Here is a 20,408-nt window from a genome sequence, read left to right as displayed (position 1 = left end):
CCCCGCTCAACCGGGTCAGTATCCTTGCGACCGATGGCGTCTTCGCCTCCACCCTCATGCAGGCCAGGGACTTCCTCCACATGGCCAGCCTGCGCTTCGGCAGACAGGAAGGCCTGGGCCTGACCCCGCTCCTGCAAACCCGCATCGTCAGCCCCGATGGCCAGCCGGTAAAAGCCTTCAGCGGCGACCTGCTCTCCGTGGATGGCGCCCTCGATGATTCCGAACTGGTCATAGTGCCGGCCTTCTGGGGCGACTTCGACCAGCTGCTCGAACGTTATCCACAAGTGGTGCCCTGGCTGCGCCAGCGACACGCCGCCGGCAGCGCGATCAGCAGCGAGGCCACCGGCGTCTACTGGCTGGCCGAAGCCGGGCTGCTCGACGGCAAGGAAGCGACCACCTACTGGCGCTTCTTCGACGCCTTCGCCGCTCGCTATCCGGCCGTGCTGCTCAACCGCGAGAAGCACATTACCGACGCCGACAACCTCTATAGCGCCAGTGGCGTGACCTCCTCGCGCGACCTCTACCTCTACCTGATCGAGCGCTTCTGCGGCTCCAGCGTGGCGCAGGGCGTATCGCGCGACATCCTCTTCGAAGTGCAGCGCAGCTACACCCCTGGCCGCCTCGGCTTCGGCGGGCAAAAGCTGCACCACGACCCGGCGATCCTGCAGGTCCAGCAGTGGCTGGAGGAGCACTACGCGGAGAAATTCCGCTTCGAGGATGTGGCCCGCGACCACGGCATGAGCATCCGCAACTTCATGCGGCGCTTCCAGGCCGCCACCGGGGACAAGCCGCTGCACTACCTGCAGCGCCTGCGCATCGAAACCGCACGCGGCCTGCTGTCGACGACGCGCAAGAGCATCAAGACCATCAGCTACGAGGTCGGCTACGACGACGCGAGCTTCTTCGCCCGTCTGTTCCGCCAGCACACGAAGCTTTCGCCCAACCATTTCCGCAACCAGTACCGGCGGAAGGAAGCCTGAAACACGCCATCCGTAGGATGGGTCCCGTAGCGGGGGCGGCTGCCTATGATCGGAGCCGCCCCACGCAGAACAAAAAACCACGGGATCTCGCCATGCGCCGCCTACTGCTCGTCCTGCTCACCTGCCTGTGCCTGCCCGCCCTGGGCGCGGACAACTGGAAACCCTTCCCCTACGACCAGAGCGCCTTCGACTACTCCGGCGACAAGCTGCGCGCCGCCTGGCCGCGCCTGACCCGAGGTTTCGGCGGCTACCCATTCCCCGACGCCACCTGGGTGACGAAGATGGCCGCCGCTCATCCCGACGCGGTCACCAAGACCGTAGCCAGTGGCAGCGGCTTCAGCGGCAAGCCGGAAGAAGCCCAGGCCTACGCCGAGAAGCTGCAGGATGTGTGGCGCAAGGTGTTCCGCGGCGACTTCGCCCAGGCCAAGCAAGACGGCCTAGCCCTCGGCGTCGGCGGCCAGGTGCCCGCCATGTTCGCCCAGGTGCTCTATGCCATGTTCCTCGCCCCGGCTTCGGACAAGCAGCAGCTACTTGAGGAAGTGATCAGCTACACCGACCAGGCCGGCCCGTTGCTCAATGCCGACCCGATCGCCCAGTTCGGTCGCGCCTACGCCAAAGCGCGCCTGGCCGAAGAACTGCCGGTACCGGTGGTGCTCAAGCGCGGCTACACCGGCGATATCCCCAAGGAACTGGATACCATCCTCGCCGAGCGCCCCAACCAGCCGTTCGCCCTCGCCCTCTACGGCGGGTACCAGGCCGGCGTGATCCGCAAGGTCGGCAAGCTGGTCGGTCGCATGACCTACGGCGTCAGCGCCGACCAGATGGAGCAGTACTTCGCCCGCTCCTTCCGCGCCAGCGACGACCTGCCGATCGGCCACTACGAATACGCCAATGCCCTGGGCTACGTGTATGGCGACGACCAGCACGAAAAGGCGCTGGAGCAACTTAAGAAAGCCGTGGCGATCAAGCCGATCAATGCCATGGAAGCGCTGGAAGTGGCGCGCGCCAAGCAGCTGTTGAAGACGGCCGAGGAACAGACCGCGCAGCGCTGAGTCCGCGGCAGGATGCACGAGCGGATCTCGTCCGCGAATCCACCCAGCAAGAACGAAAAAGGGCTGCCATTGGGCAGCCCTTTTTACTTGCAGCACTGCTGCCGTCAGGGACGGTGCGGGCGGCTGAGGAACTCGTGGGACTGCATTTCCAGCAGGCGGCTGAGGGTGCGCTGGAACTCGAACTCCAGGCGGCCGCCAACGTACAGGTCTTTCAGCTCGACCTCGGCGGAGATGATCAGCTTGACGTTGCGATCGTAGAACTCGTCCACCAGGTTGATGAAACGGCGCGCCAGGTCATCCCTGGCCGGGTTCATCTGCTCGACGTTGGAGATCAGCACCGCGTGATAGATCTTCGCCAGCTCGATGTAATCGTTCTGACTGCGCGGACCGTCGCACAGCTCACGGAACTCGAACCAGGCCACGTCGTCGCAGGTCAGGCGTGCGCGGATCGGACGGTTCTCGATGATCAGCACGTCGTCGCGGATCGCCGCGGCGCAGTCCGGGGTGAGCTTGTTGAAGTCACGGGACATGGCCTGCTCGGCCTGCTCGGTCAGCGGCCAGTGGTACAGCTCGGCCTGCTCGAGGGCGCGCAGACGGTAGTCCACGCCGCTGTCGACGTTGACCACTTCGGTGTACTGCTTGACCAGCGCGATGGCCGGCAGGAAGCGGGCGCGCTGCAGGCCGTCCTTGTACAGACCGTCCGGCACGATGTTGGAGGTCGCCACCAGGCTGACGCCGTTCTTGAACAGCTCTTCCAGCAGGGTTGCGAGGATCATCGCGTCGGTGATGTCGGAGACGAAGAATTCGTCGAAGCAGATCACCCGGGCTTCTTCGGCGAAGCGCTTGCCGATGATGGTCAGCGGGTTCTTCTCGCCCTTGAGGGTCTTCATTTCCTCGTGGACGCGCTTCATGAAGCGGTGGAAGTGCGTACGCATCTTCTGCTTGAACGGCAGTGCGTCGAAGAAGGTGTCCACCAGATAGGTCTTGCCGCGACCGACGCCACCCCAGAAATACAGGCCCTTGACTGGACCGCTGGGCTTCTTGCCGAGCAACTTGCCGAACAGCCCTGGCTTGGCCTGGTCGGCTGCCAGCAGCTCGTCGTACAGGCGTTGCAGATGCCTTACGGCATTGGCCTGTGCAGCATCGTGGAAGAAATCGGGACGTTTGAGGTCTTCCTGGTAGCGCTGAAGGGGCGTCATGATCGGTAGCAAGGCAACGAAAACGGGGCCGACACTTTAGCGACGGCCCCGCTTCTTGGCAATCGGCCATCCGTCGAGGATGGCAGCCTGCGGTTTACTCCTGCGGCACCAGCGCCTCGCGTACGCGTTCGATCGCGGCATCGCGCGCCGCGGCATCGGCGAACTCGGGGCTCTGCGCCACGGCCGCGCCGTCCAGCCAGAGCGCGAAAGCGTTGCCTTCAGCGCGCAGGTCCAGGGCTTCGCCACTTTGCAGGCGCTTGCTCACCGCGCCAGCGGACTTGCCGTCAGCGAAGGAGGACGACAACAACAGCTGCTCACCGGCGGCATCCAGCAAGCGGAAACGGAAGCTGCCGTCGTCGTCGCGGAAGCTGACGATGCGTGCGCTCTTGGCCGCTTTCTTCTTGCCTTCGCCGGCGACTTGCGCCTGCTCGCGGAACGAGCGCAGGCCCACCGACTCGCGCAGCTCACCGAGGAACGGAGTAGCAATGCGGCGTGCCTTGGCGGCGCCGGCGAGGAGGATGTCCTCCAGGTCACCCGGTCGGGCGATCAGCGTGTGGTAGCGCTCGCGGGCTTCGCCCAGCTCGCTTTCCAGCAGCTCGTACAGGCGATGCTTGGCTTCGCCCCAGGCCAGTCCGTCGAGCAGTGCAGCACGGAACTCGGCGAGCTGAGCGGCAGTGGCGAAGGCCTGGTAGAGGGTGAACAGGTGGGAGTTGTCCGGATCCTTCGGCTCTCCCGGCGCGCGCGAGTCGGTGACGATGCGGGCGATGGCGTCCTTGAGCTGCTTGCTGGTGCCAAACAGCGGGATGGTGTTGTCGTAGCTCTTGGACATCTTGCGACCGTCCAGGCCCGGCAGGGTCGCCACGTCTTCCTCGATCACCGCCTCAGGCAGGGTGAAGAGTTCCTTGCCGTTGCCGAACAGGTGGTTGAAGCGCTGACCGATGTCGCGGGCCATCTCCACGTGCTGGATCTGGTCGCGGCCGACCGGCACCTTGTGCGCGTTGAACATCAGGATGTCCGCGGCCATCAGCACCGGGTAGCTGTACAGGCCCATGGTGACGCCGGCGTCCGGGTCTTCGCCGGCCTCGACGTTCTTGTCCACCGAGGCCTTGTACGCGTGGGCGCGGTTGAGCAGGCCCTTGGCCGAGACGCAGGTCAGCAGCCAGGTCAGCTCGGGGATTTCGGGAATGTCGGACTGGCGATAGAAAGTCGCCTTGTCGGCATCCAGGCCGCAGGCCAGCCAGGTGGCGGCGATCTCCAGGCGCGAACGCTGGATGCGCTGCGGGTCGTCGCACTTGATCAGCGCGTGGTAGTCGGCCAGGAAGTAGAACGAATCTGCCTGCGGGTCGCGGCTGGCGACGATTGCCGGGCGGATGGCGCCGGCGTAATTGCCCAGGTGCGGGGTGCCGGTGGTGGTAATGCCGGTGAGGATGCGGGTCGTCATGGGATACCAGAAATCAACGCGGGGAAATGAGCGGTCCGGATGTTAACCCGCGACGCCGGCCGGCGCGAGCCGGGGCTGCAGCAGGTCCTTGAGCTCGATCAGCTTGCCGTGGAAGAAGTGACTGCATTCGGGCACGCGCAACAGTTCGTGGGGCAATGCCAGCGATTCGCTCCAGGCGTAGACGCGCGCCGGCGTCACCACCTCATCATCTTCGGGCTGTACCACGGTAATCGGGCACTGACGCGGCAAATCGACCTCGAAACGCTCTACCGGCGGCGCCAGCATGAACAGATGACGCAGGGCGATGCCCTGCCCTTCCAGGCGAGCGGCGGCGTTGCCGGCGACGCAGGAGCCGAAGGAGAAGCCCATCAGGGTCAGTGGCAGGCCGGGATGCTTGTCGCCCAGCCAGCGTGCGATAGCCAGGGCATCGTCGATCTCGCCACGGCCATCGGCGTAGGTCCCCGAGCTCTGGCCCACGCCACGGAAGTTGAAACGCAGGGTCGCGTAGCCGCTGTCACGGGCGATGCGCTGCAGGGTGGCGACCACCTTGTTCTGCATGGTGCCGGCGAAGAGCGGGTGCGGATGGCAGATCAGCGCCACCCCGACGGCATCCGGCGTATCCAGGTGCAAGGCTTCCAGCGGACCGTCGGGCCCATCGATGAACAGGGGAATTTCGCGGGTGGACAAACAACAACTCCGTGACCCCGAAGCGGGTCGTCTCGTCTAGCTCGATACCGCGCCGATGCGGAGGCCTCGCCTCGTGGTGTACAGCGCAGGTGCAAGCCGCTAACGTAAAGCAAAGCCGTCTATAGAGGAAGGATTCGCGTGGAACAGTCCCTCACCACCTGGTTGCTGCCGGTCATCGCCCTGTTCGTCGGAGCCGCCATCGGCTTCCTGATCGCTCGCGTGCTGCCCAATGCCGCCCCCAACAAGATGCAGCGCCAAGTGGACGATCTGCAGGACCGCTTCGACAGCTACCAGCGCGAAGTGGTGACCCATTTCAACACCACTGCCAGCCTGGTGAAGAAGCTCACCCAGAGCTACCAGGACGTGCAGGAGCACCTCTCCGAAAGCGCCGAGCGCCTGGCTCTCGACGAGCAGACCAAGCAGCGCCTGCTGGCTGCTCTGCACGCCGAAAACGCCTACCCCGAACGCCGCGAGCGCCTGACGCCGCCAGCCGCCGGCGAAGCGCCGAAGGACTACGCGCCGAAGTCCGGCGAAGGCCCGGGCACGCTGGACGAAACCTATGGCCTGAAGCGCAAGCTGTAAGCGCCGCAGTGACCAAAAGCCCCGCCTAGGCGGGGCTTTTTCATGCCTGGAGGAATGTAACCTGCAGGAGCGAGCTTGCCCGCGAACAGCATCGCGCAAGACGGTTCGCGAGCAAGCTCGCTGCTACGAAAAGCCCCCAAGAAAAAGCCCCGCCGAAGCGGGGCTTTTTCACGTCAGGCGACGGCGATCAGATCGCACCGCGCTGACGCAGCAGGTCGAGGACCGCCTTGACGCCTTCTTCCACCGACTGGCTCTGGGTGTCGATCACCAGATCGGCGTCCAGCGGCACATCGTAGGGGAAGGACTCACCCGGGATGTTGTCCTGGCCGGCAGCGTACAAGCCCTGCGGATCACGCTCGCGGCAGGCCTGCGGAGAAGCCTGCACGTAGACGGTGACCAGGCGCTCGGCGCCGATCAGCGCCCTGGCTTGCTCGCGACCTTCTGCGCTCGGTGCAACGAAGGCGCACAGGCTGATCAGGCCGGCTTCGTTGAACTGGCGAGCAACGTGCGCTGTGCGCAGCCAATTCTCGTTGCGACCAGCGCGATCCTGCGGCAGGCCCTTGTTCAGGTCGTGACGCAGGTTCTGGCCGTCCAGCACATAGACCGCGCGGCCCATGTCGAACAGCTTGCGTTCCACGGCATAGGCCAGGGTGCTCTTGCCGGCGCCGGAGAGGCCGCTGAACAGCACGGTGGCGGGCTGCTGGCCGAAGCGCGCGGAACGCTCGTCACGGCTCACGTGAGCGCCTTGGCCGTGGTGGCTGGCGTGGCTCTGACCGGCCTGCGGTGCGGCGACGATCATGCCGGCGCCGACGGTGCCATTGGTCAGGCGGTCGATGACGATGAACGCACCGGTGGTGCGGTTCTGCGCGTAGCCGTCGAGGGCGATGGGCGCATCCAGGCTGACCTTAACGCGGGCGATCTCGTTGAGCTTGAGTTCGCTGGCGGCGGTCTCTTCCAGGGTGTTCACGTCCACCTTGTGGGTGATGCTCGGGATCGAGCCCGGCACGTAGCTGGTGGCGCGCTTGATGTCGTACTTCTTGCCCGGGAGCATCGGCTCCTCGGCCATCCACACGAGCATGGCGTCGAAGGCGTCGGTGACCTGCGGACGGTTGTCGGCATGCACCAGCATGTCGCCGCGCGATACGTCGATCTCGTCTTCCAGGGTCAGGGTGACAGCCTGGCCGGGGCCGGCCTGCTCCAGCTCGCCCTCGAAGGTGACGATGGACTTGATCTTGCTGCCCTTGCCCGACGGCAGGGCGATGATCTCGTCGCCCTTGCGCACGACACCGCTGGCCAGGGTACCGGCGAAGCCGCGGAAGTTCAGGTTCGGACGGTTGACGTACTGCACCGGGAAGCGCATGTCGTCGAGATTGCGGTCACCGGCGATCTCGACGGTCTCGAGGATCTCCATCAGCGACTGGCCGGTGTACCACGGCGAGCGCTCGGACTTGTTGACCACGTTGTCGCCCTTCAGCGCCGACATGGGCACGAAGTGCAGCGAGTTGGTCTTCAGGTGGATCTTCTCGGCGAACTGCAGGTAGTCGGCCTTGATCTGCTCGAAGACGCCCTGGTCGAAGCCCTTCAGGTCCATCTTGTTGATCGCGACGACAATGTGCTTGATGCCCAGCAGCGAGGCGATATAGCTGTGCCGGCGGGTCTGGGTCTGCACGCCGTAGCGGGCGTCGATCAGGATGATGGCCAGGTCGCAGGTGGACGCGCCGGTGGCCATGTTGCGGGTGTACTGCTCATGGCCGGGGGTGTCGGCGATGATGAACTTGCGCTTGGAGGTGCTGAAGTAGCGGTACGCCACGTCGATGGTGATGCCTTGCTCGCGCTCGGCCTGCAGACCATCGACCAGCAGCGCCAGGTCGACTTCGTCACCGGTGGTGCCGACTTTCTTGGAGTCCTTGGTGATGGCCTCGAGGTGGTCCTCGTAGATCATCTTGGAGTCGTGCAGCAGGCGCCCGATCAGGGTGCTCTTGCCGTCGTCGACGTTGCCACAGGTGAGGAAGCGCAGCAGTTCCTTGCGCTCGTGCTGGGCCAGGTAGGCGAGGATGTCCTCGCTGATCAGATCGGATTGATGCGACATGGTGCGAGAACCTTAGAAGTAGCCCTGACGTTTCTTTTCTTCCATCGAACCGGCGGCATCGTGATCGATGACGCGGCCCTGGCGTTCGGAAGTACGGGTCAGGAGCATTTCCTGGATGATTTCCGGCAGCGTGGTGGCGGTGGATTCCACCGCACCGGTCAGCGGGTAGCAGCCGAGGGTGCGGAAACGCACCATCTTCTTCTGGATGCTGGCCTTCTGTTCAGGCGTGAGGTGCTCGAGGATGCGCTCGTCGTCGATCATGATCAGCGCGCCGTTCATCTCGATGACTTCGCGCTCTTCGGCGAAGTACAGCGGCACGATCGGGATCTGCTCGAGGTAGATGTATTGCCAGATGTCCAGCTCGGTCCAGTTGGACAGCGGGAAGACGCGAATCGACTCGCCCTTCTTCACCTTGCCGTTGTAGACGTTCCACAGTTCCGGGCGCTGGTTCTTCGGGTCCCAGCGGTGCTTGCTGTCACGGAACGAGTACACGCGCTCCTTGGCGCGGGATTTCTCTTCGTCGCGGCGCGCACCACCGAAGGCGGCATCGAAGCCGTACTTGTCGAGCGCCTGCTTGAGGCCCTCGGTTTTCATCACGTCAGTGTGCTTGGCACTGCCGTAGGTGAAGGGATTCATGTCCTGCGCCACACCATCGGGGTTGATGTGGGTGAGCAGGTCCAGGCCGTATTCGCTGACCATCTTCTCGCGGAAGCGATACATTTCCTGGAACTTCCAGCGGGTATCGACGTGCAGCACCGGGAACGGCAACTTGCCGGGGAAGAACGCCTTGCGGGCGAGGTGCAGCATCACCGCGGAGTCTTTGCCGATGGAGTACAACATCACCGGGTTGTCGAACTCGGCGGCGACCTCGCGGATGATGTGGATGCTTTCCGCTTCCAGCTGTTTCAGATGCGTCAGTTTGTCGACCATGGCTACTCACGGAATTGCTTATGGACGGCCTTCGGGCCGTAGACGAGCGCGCACTCTACCACAGCGCGTAGGCTCTAACCGGGGAGCGGTTTATACCAAAAAAATATACCGATATAGCCATACGCATTCAGTCCCGCAAAGGCGTGCAGGCGACTCCCGGCGCGGGCTCCAGCCCGGAACCAGGAGGCTACAGCGGACAGGTCGACACGTCCTGGCCGGCCATCGGATAGCACATCCCTCGCCTACCGTCCGCGAAGTGCGTCATGTCCGCACTTGCCTGCCCCGCGCGCCGAGCTACCATAGCCCTCCTCCGCCTCACTACCCTGCAGATTTCCCATGCGTCGCATCGCTTCCTTCCTGCCCGCGCTGTGCCTGCTCTCGGCATGCAGCAGCAAGCCCGTTTCACCTCCGCTGCCGCCCGCCCCACAGAGCACCGCCAGCAGTCTTCCGCAGAAGACCTACGTGCCCTGGCAGGGCGCGCAGACGAGCGGCGCGCTGACCGGCGACTTCGCAAATAACCCGAATGCGCAGCGCTTCATCGAGCGCATGGCCAGCGAGCACGGCTTCGACCGCCGGCAGCTGCAGGGGCTGTTCGCGCAGACCGAACGGCTGGACTGGGTGATCCGCCTGATGGACCAGCAGGCTGTGAGCTACCCCGGCAGCTACGGCCCGAACGGTGCCTGGCTGCGCTACCGGAAAAAGTTCATAACCCCGGACAACGTGCAGAACGGCGTCGCCTTCTGGAACCAGTACGCTGCCGACCTGCAGCGCGCCTCGCGCACCTATGGCGTGCCGGAAGAAATCATCGTCGGCATCATCGGCGTGGAGACCCGCTGGGGCCGCGTGATGGGCAAGACCCGCATCATCGACGCGCTCGCCACCCTGGCGTTCGACTATCCGCGCCGCGCCGACTACTTCGCCGACGAGCTGGAGCAGTTCCTCCTGCTCAGCCGCAAGGAAAACGACAACCCGCTCGCCCTGCGCGGGTCCTTTGCCGGCGCCATGGGCTACGGCCAGTTCATGCCGTCCTCGTTCGCCAAGTACGCGGTGGACTTCGACGGCGACGGCCACATCGACCTGTGGAACCCGCGCGACGCCATCGGCAGCGTCGCCAACTACTTCAAGCAGCAGGGCTGGCGGACCGGCGACATAGTGGCCGTCCCGGCATACGGCCAGGCGCCCTCGCTGGACGTCGGTTTCGAGACGCAGTATTCGGTCACCGCCTTGAGTGCGGCGGGCCTGCGCCCGCAGGGCTCCCTCGGCAACCATGCCAGCGCTAGCCTGCTGCGCCTCGACATGGGCCGCAACTACCAGTACTGGTACGGCCTGCCGAACTTCTATGTGATCACCCGCTACAACCACAGCACCCACTACGCCATGGCGGTGTGGAAGCTGGGTGAAGCCGTGGACCAGGCGCGCCACGGTTACGCGGCCAAGGGGAACTAGCGCGCGGTCAAGCCGGATTCGGGCAGTCGATGAACTGATGCTCGATGCCGAAGCGCTCGGCCAGGTAACGCCCCAGCGCCTGCACGCCGTAGCGCTCGGTGGCGTGGTGGCCAGCGGCGATGAAGGTGATGCCGTTTTCCCGCGCGCTGTGCACGGTCTGCTCGGACACTTCGCCCGTGAGGTACGCATCGACACCCGCGGCAATCGCCTGGTCGATGTAGCCCTGGGCACCACCGGTGCACCAGGCGATGCGCCGGATCGGCCGGTCGCCCTCGACCAGCAGTGGCTCGCGCCCGAGCACAGCACCAACGTGGCGGGCGAAGTCGGCCGGCGCCATGGGTTCCGCTGGCGCGCCAACCAGCACGATGGAGCGCGGGTTGCCCGGCTCCAGCGGCCCCTCGATGGTCAGGCCGAGCTGGCGGCCCAGCTGCACGTTGTTGCCCACTTCCGGATGCAGGTCGAGCGGCAGGTGATAGGCCAGCAGGCTGATGTCGTGGCCGAGCAGGGTCTTCAGCCGGCGCTGCTTCATGCCAACTACACAGGGATTCTCGCCCTTCCAGAAATAGCCGTGGTGCACCAGCACCGCATCGGCCTCGGTGGCCACGGCCGCATCGAGCAATGCCTGGCTGGCAGTGACGCCACTGACGATGCGCCGCACCTGCGGACGCCCCTGCACCTGCAGGCCGTTCGGGCAGTAGTCCTGGATGCGCGCGGCATCCAGGAAACGGTCGGCTTCTTCGACCAGAACACTTAGCTCGATCGTCATTGATTTTCCTCCAGACTGCAGTGCGGACGGCTACTTTCTTGGCACGCCGCTCGTATAATGGCGGCCACCCTAACGGCCTTCCCCAGGCCGGACAACCCCAAGGAATTCCCTCCGATGCTGAAGGCCCTGCGTTTTCTCGGCTGGCCCGCGCTTGTTGGCGTCCTGTTGGCGCTACTGATCATCCAGCGTAACCCCGAGTGGGTCGGCCTGCCGCAGCAGGAAGTGCATCTGCAACAAGCGCCGCTGCTCAGCCGCATCCAGCAGGGCCCGGTCAGCTACGCCGACGCCGTCACCCGCGCGGCGCCGGCGGTGGCCAACCTGTACACCACCAAGATGGTCAGCAAGCCGACCAACTCGATGCTCGACGACCCGCTGTTCCGCCGCTTCTTCGGCGACAACCTGCCGCAACAGAAGCGCATGGAGTCCAGCCTCGGTTCGGCGGTGATCATGAGCCCCGAGGGCTACCTGCTGACCAACAACCACGTTACCGCCGGCGCCGATCAGATAGTGGTGGCCCTGCGCGACGGTCGCGAAACCACCGCCAGCCTGGTCGGCAGCGACCCGGAAACCGACCTTGCGGTGCTCAAGATCGATCTCAAGGACCTGCCGGTCATGACCCTCGGCCGTTCCGACGGCATCCGCACCGGCGATGTCTGCCTGGCCATCGGCAACCCCTTCGGCGTCGGCCAGACCGTGACCATGGGCATCATCAGCGCCACCGGGCGCAACCAGCTCGGCCTGAACACCTACGAGGACTTCATCCAGACCGACGCCGCGATCAACCCGGGCAACTCCGGCGGCGCGCTGGTGGATGCCAACGGCAACCTGATCGGCATCAACACCGCGATCTTCTCCAAGTCCGGCGGCTCCCAGGGCATCGGCTTCGCCATCCCGGTGAAGCTGGCAATCGACGTGATGCAGTCGATCATCGAGCACGGCCAGGTGATCCGTGGCTGGCTGGGCGTCGAAGTACAGCCGCTGACGCCGGAACTGGCCGAGTCCTTCGGCCTGCAGGACAAGGCCGGCATCGTGGTCGCCGGCGTGTATCGCGACGGCCCGGCCTCGCGGGCCGGCATGCTACCTGGCGACATCATCCTGAGCATCGATGGCGAGCCGGCCAGCGACGGGCGCAAGGCGATGAACCAGGTGGCGCGCACAAAGCCCAACCAGCACATTTCCATCGAGATCCTGCGCAACGGCAAGCACCTCACCCTGCAGGCGGAAGTCGGCCTGCGTCCGCCGCCGGCGCCGAATCCGCAGCAACAACAGCAGTAACGAAAAACGGCGCCCAAGGGCGCCGTTCTTCATTGCCGGGAGCGACTCAGATGCGCGGACGCAGGGCGTCCAGCAGAGCCTGATTCTGCTCCTCGGTACCGATGCTGATGCGCAGGAACTGGGCGATTCGCGCCTGCTTGAAGTGGCGCACGATCACGCCCTCCTCGCGCAGGCCGGCGGCCAGCTCGGCAGCATCATGCCGAGGGTGACGAGCGAAGATGAAGTTCGCCGCCGAAGGCAGCACCTCGAAGCCCATGCCGCGCAGCTCGCCGACCAGCTTCTCGCGGCTGGCGATCACCGCCTGGCAAGTCTGCTGGAAGTAGGCCTCGTCCTCGAACGCCGCAATCGCACCGGCCTGCGCCACGCGATCCAGCGGGTAGGAGTTGAAGCTGTTCTTCACCCGCTCCAGGGCCTCGATCAGGTCCTCGTGCCCCACCGCAAAGCCGACCCGCAGCCCGGCCAGTGAGCGCGACTTGGACAGGGTCTGCGCGACCAGCAGGTTCGGGTAGCGATTCACCAGGCTGATGGCGGTCTCGCCGCCGAAGTCGACGTAGGCTTCATCCACGAGCACCACGCTGTCCGGGTTCGCCTTGAGCAGGCGCTCGATGGCTTCCAGCGGCAACAGGCAGCCGGTGGGTGCGTTGGGGTTGGGGAAGATGATCCCGGCGTTGGGCTTGGCGTAGTCCTCGATGCGGATCTGGAACTGCTCGTCCAGCGGCACCGCCTCGAAGGCCACACGGTAGAGGCCGCAGTAGACCGGATAGAAGCTGTAGGTCACGTCGGGGAACAGCAGCGGCCGGCCTTCGTGCTGGAACAGCGCGTGGAAGGCATGGGCCAGGACCTCGTCGGAACCGTTGCCGACGAACACCTGGCTCGGGCGCACGCCGTGGTAGTCGGCAATGGTTTGCTTCAGGCGGTCGGCGTTGGGGTCCGGGTACAGGCGCAGGTTGTCGTTAAGCTCACCCTGCATGGCGGCCAGTGCCTTGGGCGACGGGCCATAGGGGTTCTCGTTGGTGTTCAGCTTGACCAGCTTGGCCAGCTTCGGCTGCTCGCCCGGGATGTAGGGCACCAGCTCATTGACGAAGGGGCTCCAGAACTTGCTCATCGCCCTTCTCTCCTCGAATGCGTTGTAGGGCCGCCCCACGCGGGGCGGCGAAACGGGGTTCAGTTCTTGATGCGGTATTCGGCACTGCGCGCGTGGGCGGTCAGCGACTCGCCGCGGGCCAGCACCGAAGCAGTGCCACCCAGCACAGAGGCGCCGTCAGCCGAGCAGAAGATGATCGACGAGCGCTTCTGGAAGTCGTATACGCCCAGCGGCGACGAGAAGCGCGCGGTGCCGGAGGTCGGCAGCACGTGGTTCGGGCCGGCGCAGTAGTCGCCCAGGGCCTCGGCGGTATAGCGACCCATGAAGATGGCGCCGGCGTGGCGGATGTTCGGCAGCCAGCTTTCGGGGTCGGCCACCGACAGCTCCAGGTGTTCCGGCGCGATGCGATTGGCTACCTGGCAGGCCTGGGCCTGGTCGGCGACGTGGATCAGCGCGCCGCGGTTGCTCAGCGAGGTGCGGATGATTTCGGCGCGCTCCATGGTCGGCAGCAGCTTATCGATGCTGGCGGCGACCTTGTCGAGGAACTCGGCGTCCGGGCTGACCAGGATGGCCTGGGCGTCTTCGTCGTGCTCAGCCTGGGAGAACAGGTCCATGGCGATCCAGTCCGGATCGGTGCCGCCGTCGCAGACCACGAGGATCTCGGACGGACCGGCGATCATGTCGATGCCGACCTGGCCAAAGACGTGGCGCTTGGCGGTGGCGACGTAGATGTTGCCCGGGCCGACGATCTTGTCCACCTGCGGCACGCTCTCGGTGCCATAGGCCAGCGCGGCCACGGCCTGCGCGCCGCCGATGGTGAAGACGCGGTCGACGCCGGCGATGCAGGCGGCAGCGAGGACGATCTCGTTGATCTCGCCACGCGGCGTCGGCACCACCATCACGACTTCGGCTACGCCGGCGACTTTCGCCGGAATAGCGTTCATCAGCACGGACGACGGATAGGAAGCCTTGCCGCCGGGTACGTACAGGCCGGCGCGATCCAGCGGGGTGACCTGCTGGCCAAGCACGGTGCCGTCAGCCTCGGTGTAGCGCCAGGAGTCCTGCTTCTGCTTCTCGTGGTAGCTGCGCACACGGGCGGCGGCGGTTTCCAGGGCTTCGCGCTGGGCCGGGGTGATGCGGGTCAGGGCCAGTTCCAGACGCTCGCGCGGCAGGATCAGGTCGGCCATGGACTTCGCTTCGAGGCCGTCGAAACGCTGGGTGAACTCCACCACGGCGGCGTCGCCACGGCTGCGCACGGCGGCGATGATGTCCAGCACGCGCTGGTTCACGGCGTCGTCGGAAACGCTTTCCCAGGACAGCAGATGGTCCAGATGACGCGCGAAGTCCGGATCGGCGGCGTTGAGTCGACGGATGGCGAAGGGTGCGGTCATAGCTGGCCTCTTAAATTTGGCGTGATCTCGGGCGCCGCTAGACTAGCAAGCCCACCGTGCGGGCACCCGAGATAATTTGGCTATGACACGGATAGGCGGCCGCGGTCATGGGACCGCGGTGAGTATCAGTGACGGTGTCGCGCCTCGACGGCGTCGCGCAGGGTATCGATCAGCGCCTGGATGCGGGCGTGCTGCATCTTCATCGAGGCCTTGTTGACGACAAGCCGCGAGCTGATGGTGGCGATCAGTTCCTGGGGTTCCAGGCCGTTCGCGCGCAGGGTGTTGCCGGTATCGACCACGTCGATGATCTTGTCGGCCAGGCCGACCAGCGGTGCCAGCTCCATGGAGCCGTACAACTTGATCACGTCGACCTGACGGCCCTGTTCGGCGTAGTAGCGCTTGGCGACGTTGACGAACTTGGTGGCCACGCGCAGGCGGCCCTTGGGCTCCGGCGCGCCGACCGCACCGGCGGTCATCAGCTTGCAGTTGGCGATCTTCAGGTCCAGCGGCTCGTACAGGCCCTGGCCACCATACTCCATGAGCACGTCCTTGCCGGCCACGCCGAGGTCGGCGGCGCCGTGCTCGACATAAGTCGGCACGTCGGTGGCACGGACGATCAGCAGGCGCACGTCATCGAGCGTGGTGGGGATGATCAGCTTGCGGCTCTTGTCCGGATTCTCGGTCGGCACGATGCCTGCCGCTGCGAGCAGCGGCAGGGTGTCGTCGAGGATGCGGCCCTTGGACAGGGCGATGGTCAGCATGTCAGCTCAGCCTTAGCCCGGCACACGGCGGATTTTCGCGCCGAGCAGTTGCAGTTTCTCTTCGATGCACTCGTAACCACGGTCGATGTGGTAGATGCGGTCGATGAGGGTGTCGCCTTCGGCCACCAGGCCGGCGATCACCAGGCTGGCGGATGCACGCAGGTCAGTCGCCATGACCGGAGCGCCACGCAGATGCGGAACGCCGGTGACGATGGCAGTGTTGCCCTCGACGAGGATCTGCGAGCCCATGCGGTTCATTTCATAGACGTGCATGAAGCGGTTCTCGAACACGGTCTCGATAACCGCGCCGGTGCCTTCGGCGACCGCGTTCAGGGAGATGAACTGAGCCTGCATGTCGGTGGGGAATGCCGGGTACGGCGCGGTGCGGATGTTCACCGCCTTCGGCCGGTTGCCCTTCATGTCCAGCTCGATCCAGTCGTTGCCGGTGTTGATGTGGGCACCAGCCTCTTCGAGCTTCAGCAGCACTGCTTCAAGGATGGTCGGATCGGTGTCCTTGAGCTTGACGCGACCACCGGTGGCGGCAGCGGCGACCAGGTAGGTACCGGTCTCGATGCGGTCGGGCATGACGCTGTACTTGGCGCCGCCCAGGCGCTTCACGCCATCGATGGTGATGGTGTCGGTGCCGGCGCCCTGGATCTGCGCGCCCATGGCGATCAGGCAGTTGGCCAGGTCGACCACTTCCGGTTCGCGAGCGGCGTTTTCCAGCACGGTACGGCCGTTGGCCAGGGCCGCGGCCATCATGATGTTCTCGGTACCGGTCACGGAGACGGTATCGAAGAAGAAGTGCGCGCCACGCAGGCCGCCGGCCGGAGCCTTGGCCTTGATGTAGCCGCCTTCGACGGTGATCTGCGCGCCCATGGCCTCGAGACCGCGGATGTGCAGGTCGACCGGACGCGAACCGATGGCGCAGCCGCCGGGCAGGGCGACTTCCGCCTCACCGAAGCGCGCGACCATCGGGCCGAGCACCAGGATCGAGGCGCGCATGGTCTTCACCAGCTCGTAGGGGGCGATCAGGGTCTTGATGCTGTTGGCGTCGACTTCGACGTTGAGCTTCTCGTTGATCACCGGCTGCACGCCCATGCGACCGAACAGTTCGATCATGGTGGTGATGTCGTGCAGGTGCGGCAGGTTGCACACGGTGACCGGAGTGTCGGCCAGCAGGGTGGCGGCAAGAATCGGCAGAGCGGAGTTCTTGGCACCGGAGATGCGAATCTCGCCATCGAGGCGGGAGCCGCCGGTAATGATCAGTTTGTCCATAGCAGGTATTTCCCCGGCGACTCAGGAGCGCTCGGCCCAGGCGGCGCGGCTGAAGAATTTCATGGTTACGGCGTGGATGGCGCCACTGGCGATCCAGTCGTTCAAGTGGGCATAGATCTGCTGCTGACGCTTGACCGGACCAAGGCCGGCCAGCTCATCGCTGATCAGGTTCAACTGGAAGTTGCAGCCTTCGCCTTCCACTTCGACTTGGGTTCCCGGGAGTTTTTCTTCCAGGAGGTTCTTGACTTCAATCGCCTGCATGCTCGACCTCGATCGGCGCTCAACGCGCGCGGGTCGGCAATGATACAAAAAAGCCCCCCGCCTGCGAACCCCGCCAATGGCGCTCGCGGACGGAGGGCTTTCGCCCACCCGGGCGGTCAGTCCTTGAGCGGCAGGATTTCCTGCAGATCGCTGACCTTGGCGATGTCACGCATGTCCTTGGGCAGGCCACGGATTTCCAGCGGCTTCTTCGCCTGGTCAGCGTCGCGCAGGAAGGACAGCAGCAAGGACAGGCCGACGCTGCTGGACTTCTCCACTGCCGAGCAGTCGAGCACCAGGCGCGGAGCCTGGGTCGCCGCGATCAGACTGCGACCCTCGGCGCGCAGTTGCGGACCGCTGCGGTAGTCGAGGACGCCGCTCAGATGCAGCACGCCGGCCTCGACTTCACTGATGCCGGCCTGGCTGGTCATTGATCACCACCGTCTTGCGACTGGCCCTTGGCGGTGTTCTTGGCATTGGCCACTACCTGGTCCCAACCGGCAATGGTCTTCTCCAGGTCGTTGCCGTTCTTCTGCATGGAATCTGCGAACTGGTCACGGAACAGCTTGCCGATGTTGATGCCGTTGATGATCACGTTACGCAGGCGCCAGGTGCCGTTCTGGCTGATCATGGTGTACTGCACCGGATAGACGGTGCCCTTGCTGTCGCGGATTTCCATGTTCACCGGAGCACGCTCCGGGTCCTGCTTGCCGGTGGCCGGCAGCACGCGGATGTCCTGGTTGTCGTATTCCAGCAGGGCGTTGCCGTAGAACTGCATGAGGCTGTTCTTGAACACGGTCTCGAAGCGCTTGACCTGTTCGGGCGTGGCCTGGCGGGAATACTTGACGGTCATCACGCCCTTGGCGATGCCCTCGGAGTCCACCACCGGACCGAGGATACGATCCAGCGCGGCGTAGAGCTGCTTGGGATCGGCACGGTAGGCCGGCTTGTTGGCCTTGAGGTCGGACAGCAGGCTGTCGACGGTCTGCTGCACCACTTGCTGCGGGCTAGGCGCGGCATTGGCGAACAGGGGCAGCGTGGCGAGCAGAACCAGCAGGCCACGACGCAGGAGAGTCAGCATGGCATTCATCCTCATCGATTACTTCTTGGTGTCGTCTTTATTGACCGAGTTCAGCAGGAACTTGCCGATCAGGTCCTCCAGCACCAGCGCGGACTGGGTGTCGTGGATCACACCGCCGTCCTTGAGCATCTGATCGTCGCCGCCGACGCTGATACCGATGTATTTCTCGCCGAGCAGACCAGCAGTCAGGATAGACGCGGTGGAATCATCGGGAAGGTTGTTGACGTCCCGGTTGATCTCCATGGTCACGCGGCCGCGATAGCTGTCGTGATCCAGGTCCACTGCCACCACCTTGCCGATGGTCACGCCAGCCATGGTCACCTTGCCGCGCACGGTGACGCCGGCCACGTTGTCGAAGTAGGCATACAGCCGGTAGGTATCGTTGGAATGCCCGACGGTCAGTCCGCTGACACGCAGGGCCAGCAGCAGCAGGGCCAGCAGGCCGCCGAGAAGGAACAGGCCTACACCGATTTCCAGGGTGCGGGTTTGCATCAGAAGTCTCCAAACATCAAAGCGGTCAGAATGAAGTCCAGCCCCAGTACGGCAAGGGAGCCATAGACCACGGTACGAGTCGTTGCGCGGCTGATACCTTCGGAAGTCGGGTCGCAATCGTAGCCCTGGAACACCGCGATCCAGGTCACCACGAAGGCGAACACCAGGCTCTTGATGACGCCATTGAGCACATCCTCGCCGAAATGCACGCTGTTCTGCATGTTCGCCCAGAACGAACCTTCATAAACGCCCAGCCAATCCACCGCCACCGCGGCGCCACCCCAGATGCCAACGACACTGAAGATCGCAGCGAGCAGCGGCATGGAGATGAAACCCGCCCACAGGCGCGGCGCGATCACGTAGCGCAGCGGGTCGACACCGATCATCTCGAGGCTGGAGAGCTGCTCGGTCGACTTCATGTTGCCGATCTCCGCAGCCAGCGCCGAGCCGGCGCGTCCGGCGAACAGCAGGCCGGTTACCACCGGGCCCAGTTCGCGCAGCAGCGTCAGGGCAACCATCTGCCCTACTGCCTGCTCCGAGCCGTAGTCCTTGAGGATGTTGTAGCCCTGCAGGGCTAGCACCATGCCAATGAAGATGCCGGACACCACGATGATCGCCAGCGACAGCACGCCCACCGCATAGAGCTGCTTGACCAGCAGCGTGCCCATGCCTCCGGGAACCCGCCGACCGATCAGCGCGTGGCCCAGGAACAGCGTGGAGCGCCCAAGTGCTTCAAGCACATCGAGGCCGGACCGCCCGAGCAGGCGAATCCGCTCGAGCAGTGAAGTCTTGCGCATCAGCGTTCTCCCAGCAGATCGGCGCGATAGTCGCGCGCGGGGTAATGGAACGGCACCGGGCCGTCCGGAATCCCCTTCATGAATTGGCGCACGCGCGGGTCATCGAGATCGCGCAGGTCGGCAGGCGTACCGTGGCCGAGCACCTTGCCGTCGCCGACGATATAGATGTAGTCGGCAATACTCGCGGTCTCTGCCAGATCGTGGGAGACCACGATGCTGGTGATGCCCAGGGCATCGTTGAGCAGGCGAATCAGGCGCACCAGAACGCCCATGGCGATAGGGTCCTGGCCCACGAACGGCTCGTCGTACATGAGTATCTGCGGGTCCAGGGCGATTGCCCGGGCCAGCGCAACGCGGCGTTTCATGCCGCCGGACAGCTCGTCCGGCATCAGGTCGATTGCACCACGCAGGCCCACCGCCTGCAGCTTCATCAGGACGATGTCGCGGATCATCTCGTCCGGCAGCTCGGTATGCACCCGCAGCGGGAAGGCGACGTTCTCGAAGACATCCAGATCGGTGAAGAGCGCGCCGCTCTGGAACAGCACGCCGAACTGTTTGCGCATGTCGAAGAGGTCGGCGCGAGCCAGCGTGGGCAGGTTCTGCCCGTTGACCAGCACATCGCCCTTGGCGGGGCGCAGTTGCGCGGCGATCAGGCGCAGCAGGGTGGTCTTGCCACAGCCCGACGGCCCCATGATGCCGGTGACCTTGCCGCGCGGAATACGGATATCCACGTTGTCGAAGATGGCGCGATTGCCGCGCTTGAAGGTCACTCCCTTCAATTCGACAGCGTAATTTTCATCGGTGCTCATAGAACTCCTT

Annotated in this window: 21 protein-coding genes; 5 read left to right on the top strand and 16 right to left on the bottom strand. The window is 64.8% G+C overall.

Features of this window, described 5'->3' with window-relative positions; genetic code table 11:
• Positions 1–80: 80 nt before the first annotated feature.
• Both ACA097_RS18730 and ACA097_RS18725 read left to right on the top strand, forming a co-directional pair.
• On the top strand, positions 81–980 hold the full coding sequence (locus ACA097_RS18730; protein WP_167333395.1) for a GlxA family transcriptional regulator: 900 nt from the start codon (positions 81–83) through the stop codon (positions 978–980).
• Between the two features lie 92 nt (positions 981–1,072).
• Entirely contained in the window at positions 1,073–2,032 is a 960-nt protein-coding gene (locus ACA097_RS18725; protein ID WP_371365165.1) for a hypothetical protein, read from the top strand.
• Positions 2,033–2,136: 104 nt separating this feature from the next.
• Here ACA097_RS18725 and zapE read toward each other — a convergent pair whose 3' ends face one another.
• The 3 genes from zapE to ACA097_RS18710 form a co-directional block, all read right to left on the bottom strand.
• Positions 2,137–3,231: a cell division protein ZapE gene (gene zapE / locus ACA097_RS18720; protein WP_043254621.1), complete on the bottom strand. Its 1,095-nt coding sequence runs from the start codon at positions 3,229–3,231 to the stop codon at positions 2,137–2,139.
• Between the two features lie 94 nt (positions 3,232–3,325).
• The gene (locus tag ACA097_RS18715; protein WP_371365162.1) at positions 3,326–4,672 is read right to left on the bottom strand and encodes a tryptophan--tRNA ligase; all 1,347 of its coding nucleotides are present in this window, start codon (positions 4,670–4,672) and stop codon (positions 3,326–3,328) included.
• A gap of 42 nt (positions 4,673–4,714) precedes the next feature.
• Entirely contained in the window at positions 4,715–5,359 is a 645-nt protein-coding gene (locus ACA097_RS18710; RefSeq protein WP_160288172.1) for an alpha/beta hydrolase, read from the bottom strand.
• A gap of 138 nt (positions 5,360–5,497) precedes the next feature.
• Between ACA097_RS18710 and ACA097_RS18705 the strand changes: the two genes are divergently transcribed.
• Positions 5,498–5,941 carry a YhcB family protein gene (locus ACA097_RS18705; RefSeq protein WP_043254626.1) on the top strand — a complete coding sequence of 148 codons (444 nt, stop codon included), beginning with the start codon at positions 5,498–5,500 and terminating at the stop codon, positions 5,939–5,941.
• Between the two features lie 187 nt (positions 5,942–6,128).
• Here the strand turns inward: ACA097_RS18705 and cysN are convergent, their stop codons facing one another.
• Positions 6,129–8,030: a sulfate adenylyltransferase subunit CysN gene (cysN, locus tag ACA097_RS18700; RefSeq protein ID WP_371365159.1), complete on the bottom strand. Its 1,902-nt coding sequence runs from the start codon at positions 8,028–8,030 to the stop codon at positions 6,129–6,131.
• Between the two features lie 12 nt (positions 8,031–8,042).
• On the bottom strand, positions 8,043–8,960 hold the full coding sequence (gene cysD, locus ACA097_RS18695) for a sulfate adenylyltransferase subunit CysD (protein WP_043254631.1): 918 nt from the start codon (positions 8,958–8,960) through the stop codon (positions 8,043–8,045).
• A 336-nt stretch (positions 8,961–9,296) separates the two neighbouring features.
• On the opposite strand from cysD, the gene mltB reads away from it, so the two are divergent.
• Complete coding sequence (gene mltB, locus ACA097_RS18690; protein WP_371365156.1) at positions 9,297–10,406, top strand: lytic murein transglycosylase B; 1,110 nt, start codon at positions 9,297–9,299, stop codon at positions 10,404–10,406.
• 7 nt (positions 10,407–10,413) lie between these two features.
• On the opposite strand, the gene ACA097_RS18685 is transcribed toward mltB, so the two are convergent.
• Positions 10,414–11,172 carry a Nif3-like dinuclear metal center hexameric protein gene (locus ACA097_RS18685; RefSeq protein ID WP_371365154.1) on the bottom strand — a complete coding sequence of 253 codons (759 nt, stop codon included), beginning with the start codon at positions 11,170–11,172 and terminating at the stop codon, positions 10,414–10,416.
• A 114-nt stretch (positions 11,173–11,286) separates the two neighbouring features.
• On the opposite strand from ACA097_RS18685, the gene algW reads away from it, so the two are divergent.
• Positions 11,287–12,447, top strand: a complete 1,161-nt coding sequence (gene algW, locus ACA097_RS18680; RefSeq protein ID WP_043254637.1) for a Do family serine endopeptidase AlgW — start codon at positions 11,287–11,289, stop codon at positions 12,445–12,447.
• 46 nt (positions 12,448–12,493) lie between these two features.
• Here algW and hisC read toward each other — a convergent pair whose 3' ends face one another.
• From hisC to ACA097_RS18630, 10 genes are all read right to left on the bottom strand, one after another.
• Entirely contained in the window at positions 12,494–13,552 is a 1,059-nt protein-coding gene (hisC, locus tag ACA097_RS18675; protein ID WP_371365152.1) for a histidinol-phosphate transaminase, read from the bottom strand.
• Positions 13,553–13,611: 59 nt separating this feature from the next.
• Entirely contained in the window at positions 13,612–14,922 is a 1,311-nt protein-coding gene (gene hisD, locus ACA097_RS18670) for a histidinol dehydrogenase (protein WP_043254641.1), read from the bottom strand.
• 125 nt (positions 14,923–15,047) lie between these two features.
• Complete coding sequence (hisG, locus tag ACA097_RS18665; protein WP_043254643.1) at positions 15,048–15,683, bottom strand: ATP phosphoribosyltransferase; 636 nt, start codon at positions 15,681–15,683, stop codon at positions 15,048–15,050.
• 12 nt (positions 15,684–15,695) lie between these two features.
• A complete protein-coding gene (gene murA / locus ACA097_RS18660; protein WP_371365150.1) occupies positions 15,696–16,961 on the bottom strand; it encodes a UDP-N-acetylglucosamine 1-carboxyvinyltransferase in 1,266 nt (421 codons plus the stop codon).
• Positions 16,962–16,982: 21 nt separating this feature from the next.
• Positions 16,983–17,222: a BolA family protein gene (locus tag ACA097_RS18655; protein ID WP_043254646.1), complete on the bottom strand. Its 240-nt coding sequence runs from the start codon at positions 17,220–17,222 to the stop codon at positions 16,983–16,985.
• Between the two features lie 116 nt (positions 17,223–17,338).
• Complete coding sequence (locus ACA097_RS18650; protein WP_043254648.1) at positions 17,339–17,650, bottom strand: lipid asymmetry maintenance protein MlaB; 312 nt, start codon at positions 17,648–17,650, stop codon at positions 17,339–17,341.
• The gene (locus ACA097_RS18645; protein ID WP_371365148.1) at positions 17,647–18,300 is read right to left on the bottom strand and encodes a phospholipid-binding protein MlaC; all 654 of its coding nucleotides are present in this window, start codon (positions 18,298–18,300) and stop codon (positions 17,647–17,649) included. Before ACA097_RS18645 ends, ACA097_RS18650 begins: the two co-directional genes overlap by 4 nt.
• 18 nt (positions 18,301–18,318) lie before the next feature.
• On the bottom strand, positions 18,319–18,792 hold the full coding sequence (gene mlaD, locus ACA097_RS18640) for an outer membrane lipid asymmetry maintenance protein MlaD (RefSeq protein ID WP_043254650.1): 474 nt from the start codon (positions 18,790–18,792) through the stop codon (positions 18,319–18,321).
• The gene (mlaE, locus tag ACA097_RS18635; protein WP_043254653.1) at positions 18,792–19,589 is read right to left on the bottom strand and encodes a lipid asymmetry maintenance ABC transporter permease subunit MlaE; all 798 of its coding nucleotides are present in this window, start codon (positions 19,587–19,589) and stop codon (positions 18,792–18,794) included. The genes mlaD and mlaE overlap by 1 nt, the downstream gene beginning before the upstream one ends.
• Complete coding sequence (locus tag ACA097_RS18630; protein ID WP_043254654.1) at positions 19,589–20,398, bottom strand: ABC transporter ATP-binding protein; 810 nt, start codon at positions 20,396–20,398, stop codon at positions 19,589–19,591. The genes mlaE and ACA097_RS18630 overlap by 1 nt, the downstream gene beginning before the upstream one ends.
• Positions 20,399–20,408 lie beyond the last annotated feature (10 nt).

The organism is Pseudomonas sp. QL9 (genome assembly GCF_041409665.1).
Taxonomy (GTDB): Bacteria; Pseudomonadota; Gammaproteobacteria; order Pseudomonadales; family Pseudomonadaceae; genus Pseudomonas; species Pseudomonas knackmussii.
The sequence above is the reverse complement of the archived record's forward strand: the minus strand, read 5'-3'. Positions and strand labels throughout refer to the sequence as shown.

Coding starts and splice junctions, on each gene's coding strand:
- ACA097_RS18730 (WP_167333395.1), top strand. CDS start 81: ATGGCCAGCCTGCGCTTCGGCAGACAGGAAGGCCTGGGCCTGACCCCG.
- ACA097_RS18725 (WP_371365165.1), top strand. CDS start 1,073: ATGCGCCGCCTACTGCTCGTCCTGCTCACCTGCCTGTGCCTGCCCGCC.
- zapE (WP_043254621.1), bottom strand. CDS start 3,231: ATGACGCCCCTTCAGCGCTACCAGGAAGACCTCAAACGTCCCGATTTC.
- ACA097_RS18715 (WP_371365162.1), bottom strand. CDS start 4,672: ATGACGACCCGCATCCTCACCGGCATTACCACCACCGGCACCCCGCAC.
- cysN (WP_371365159.1), bottom strand. CDS start 8,030: ATGTCGCATCAATCCGATCTGATCAGCGAGGACATCCTCGCCTACCTG.
- cysD (WP_043254631.1), bottom strand. CDS start 8,960: ATGGTCGACAAACTGACGCATCTGAAACAGCTGGAAGCGGAAAGCATC.
- mltB (WP_371365156.1), top strand. CDS start 9,297: ATGCGTCGCATCGCTTCCTTCCTGCCCGCGCTGTGCCTGCTCTCGGCA.
- ACA097_RS18685 (WP_371365154.1), bottom strand. CDS start 11,172: ATGACGATCGAGCTAAGTGTTCTGGTCGAAGAAGCCGACCGTTTCCTG.
- algW (WP_043254637.1), top strand. CDS start 11,287: ATGCTGAAGGCCCTGCGTTTTCTCGGCTGGCCCGCGCTTGTTGGCGTC.
- hisC (WP_371365152.1), bottom strand. CDS start 13,552: ATGAGCAAGTTCTGGAGCCCCTTCGTCAATGAGCTGGTGCCCTACATC.
- hisD (WP_043254641.1), bottom strand. CDS start 14,922: ATGACCGCACCCTTCGCCATCCGTCGACTCAACGCCGCCGATCCGGAC.
- hisG (WP_043254643.1), bottom strand. CDS start 15,683: ATGCTGACCATCGCCCTGTCCAAGGGCCGCATCCTCGACGACACCCTG.
- murA (WP_371365150.1), bottom strand. CDS start 16,961: ATGGACAAACTGATCATTACCGGCGGCTCCCGCCTCGATGGCGAGATT.
- ACA097_RS18655 (WP_043254646.1), bottom strand. CDS start 17,222: ATGCAGGCGATTGAAGTCAAGAACCTCCTGGAAGAAAAACTCCCGGGA.
- ACA097_RS18650 (WP_043254648.1), bottom strand. CDS start 17,650: ATGACCAGCCAGGCCGGCATCAGTGAAGTCGAGGCCGGCGTGCTGCAT.
- ACA097_RS18645 (WP_371365148.1), bottom strand. CDS start 18,300: ATGCTGACTCTCCTGCGTCGTGGCCTGCTGGTTCTGCTCGCCACGCTG.
- mlaD (WP_043254650.1), bottom strand. CDS start 18,792: ATGCAAACCCGCACCCTGGAAATCGGTGTAGGCCTGTTCCTTCTCGGC.
- mlaE (WP_043254653.1), bottom strand. CDS start 19,589: ATGCGCAAGACTTCACTGCTCGAGCGGATTCGCCTGCTCGGGCGGTCC.
- ACA097_RS18630 (WP_043254654.1), bottom strand. CDS start 20,398: ATGAGCACCGATGAAAATTACGCTGTCGAATTGAAGGGAGTGACCTTC.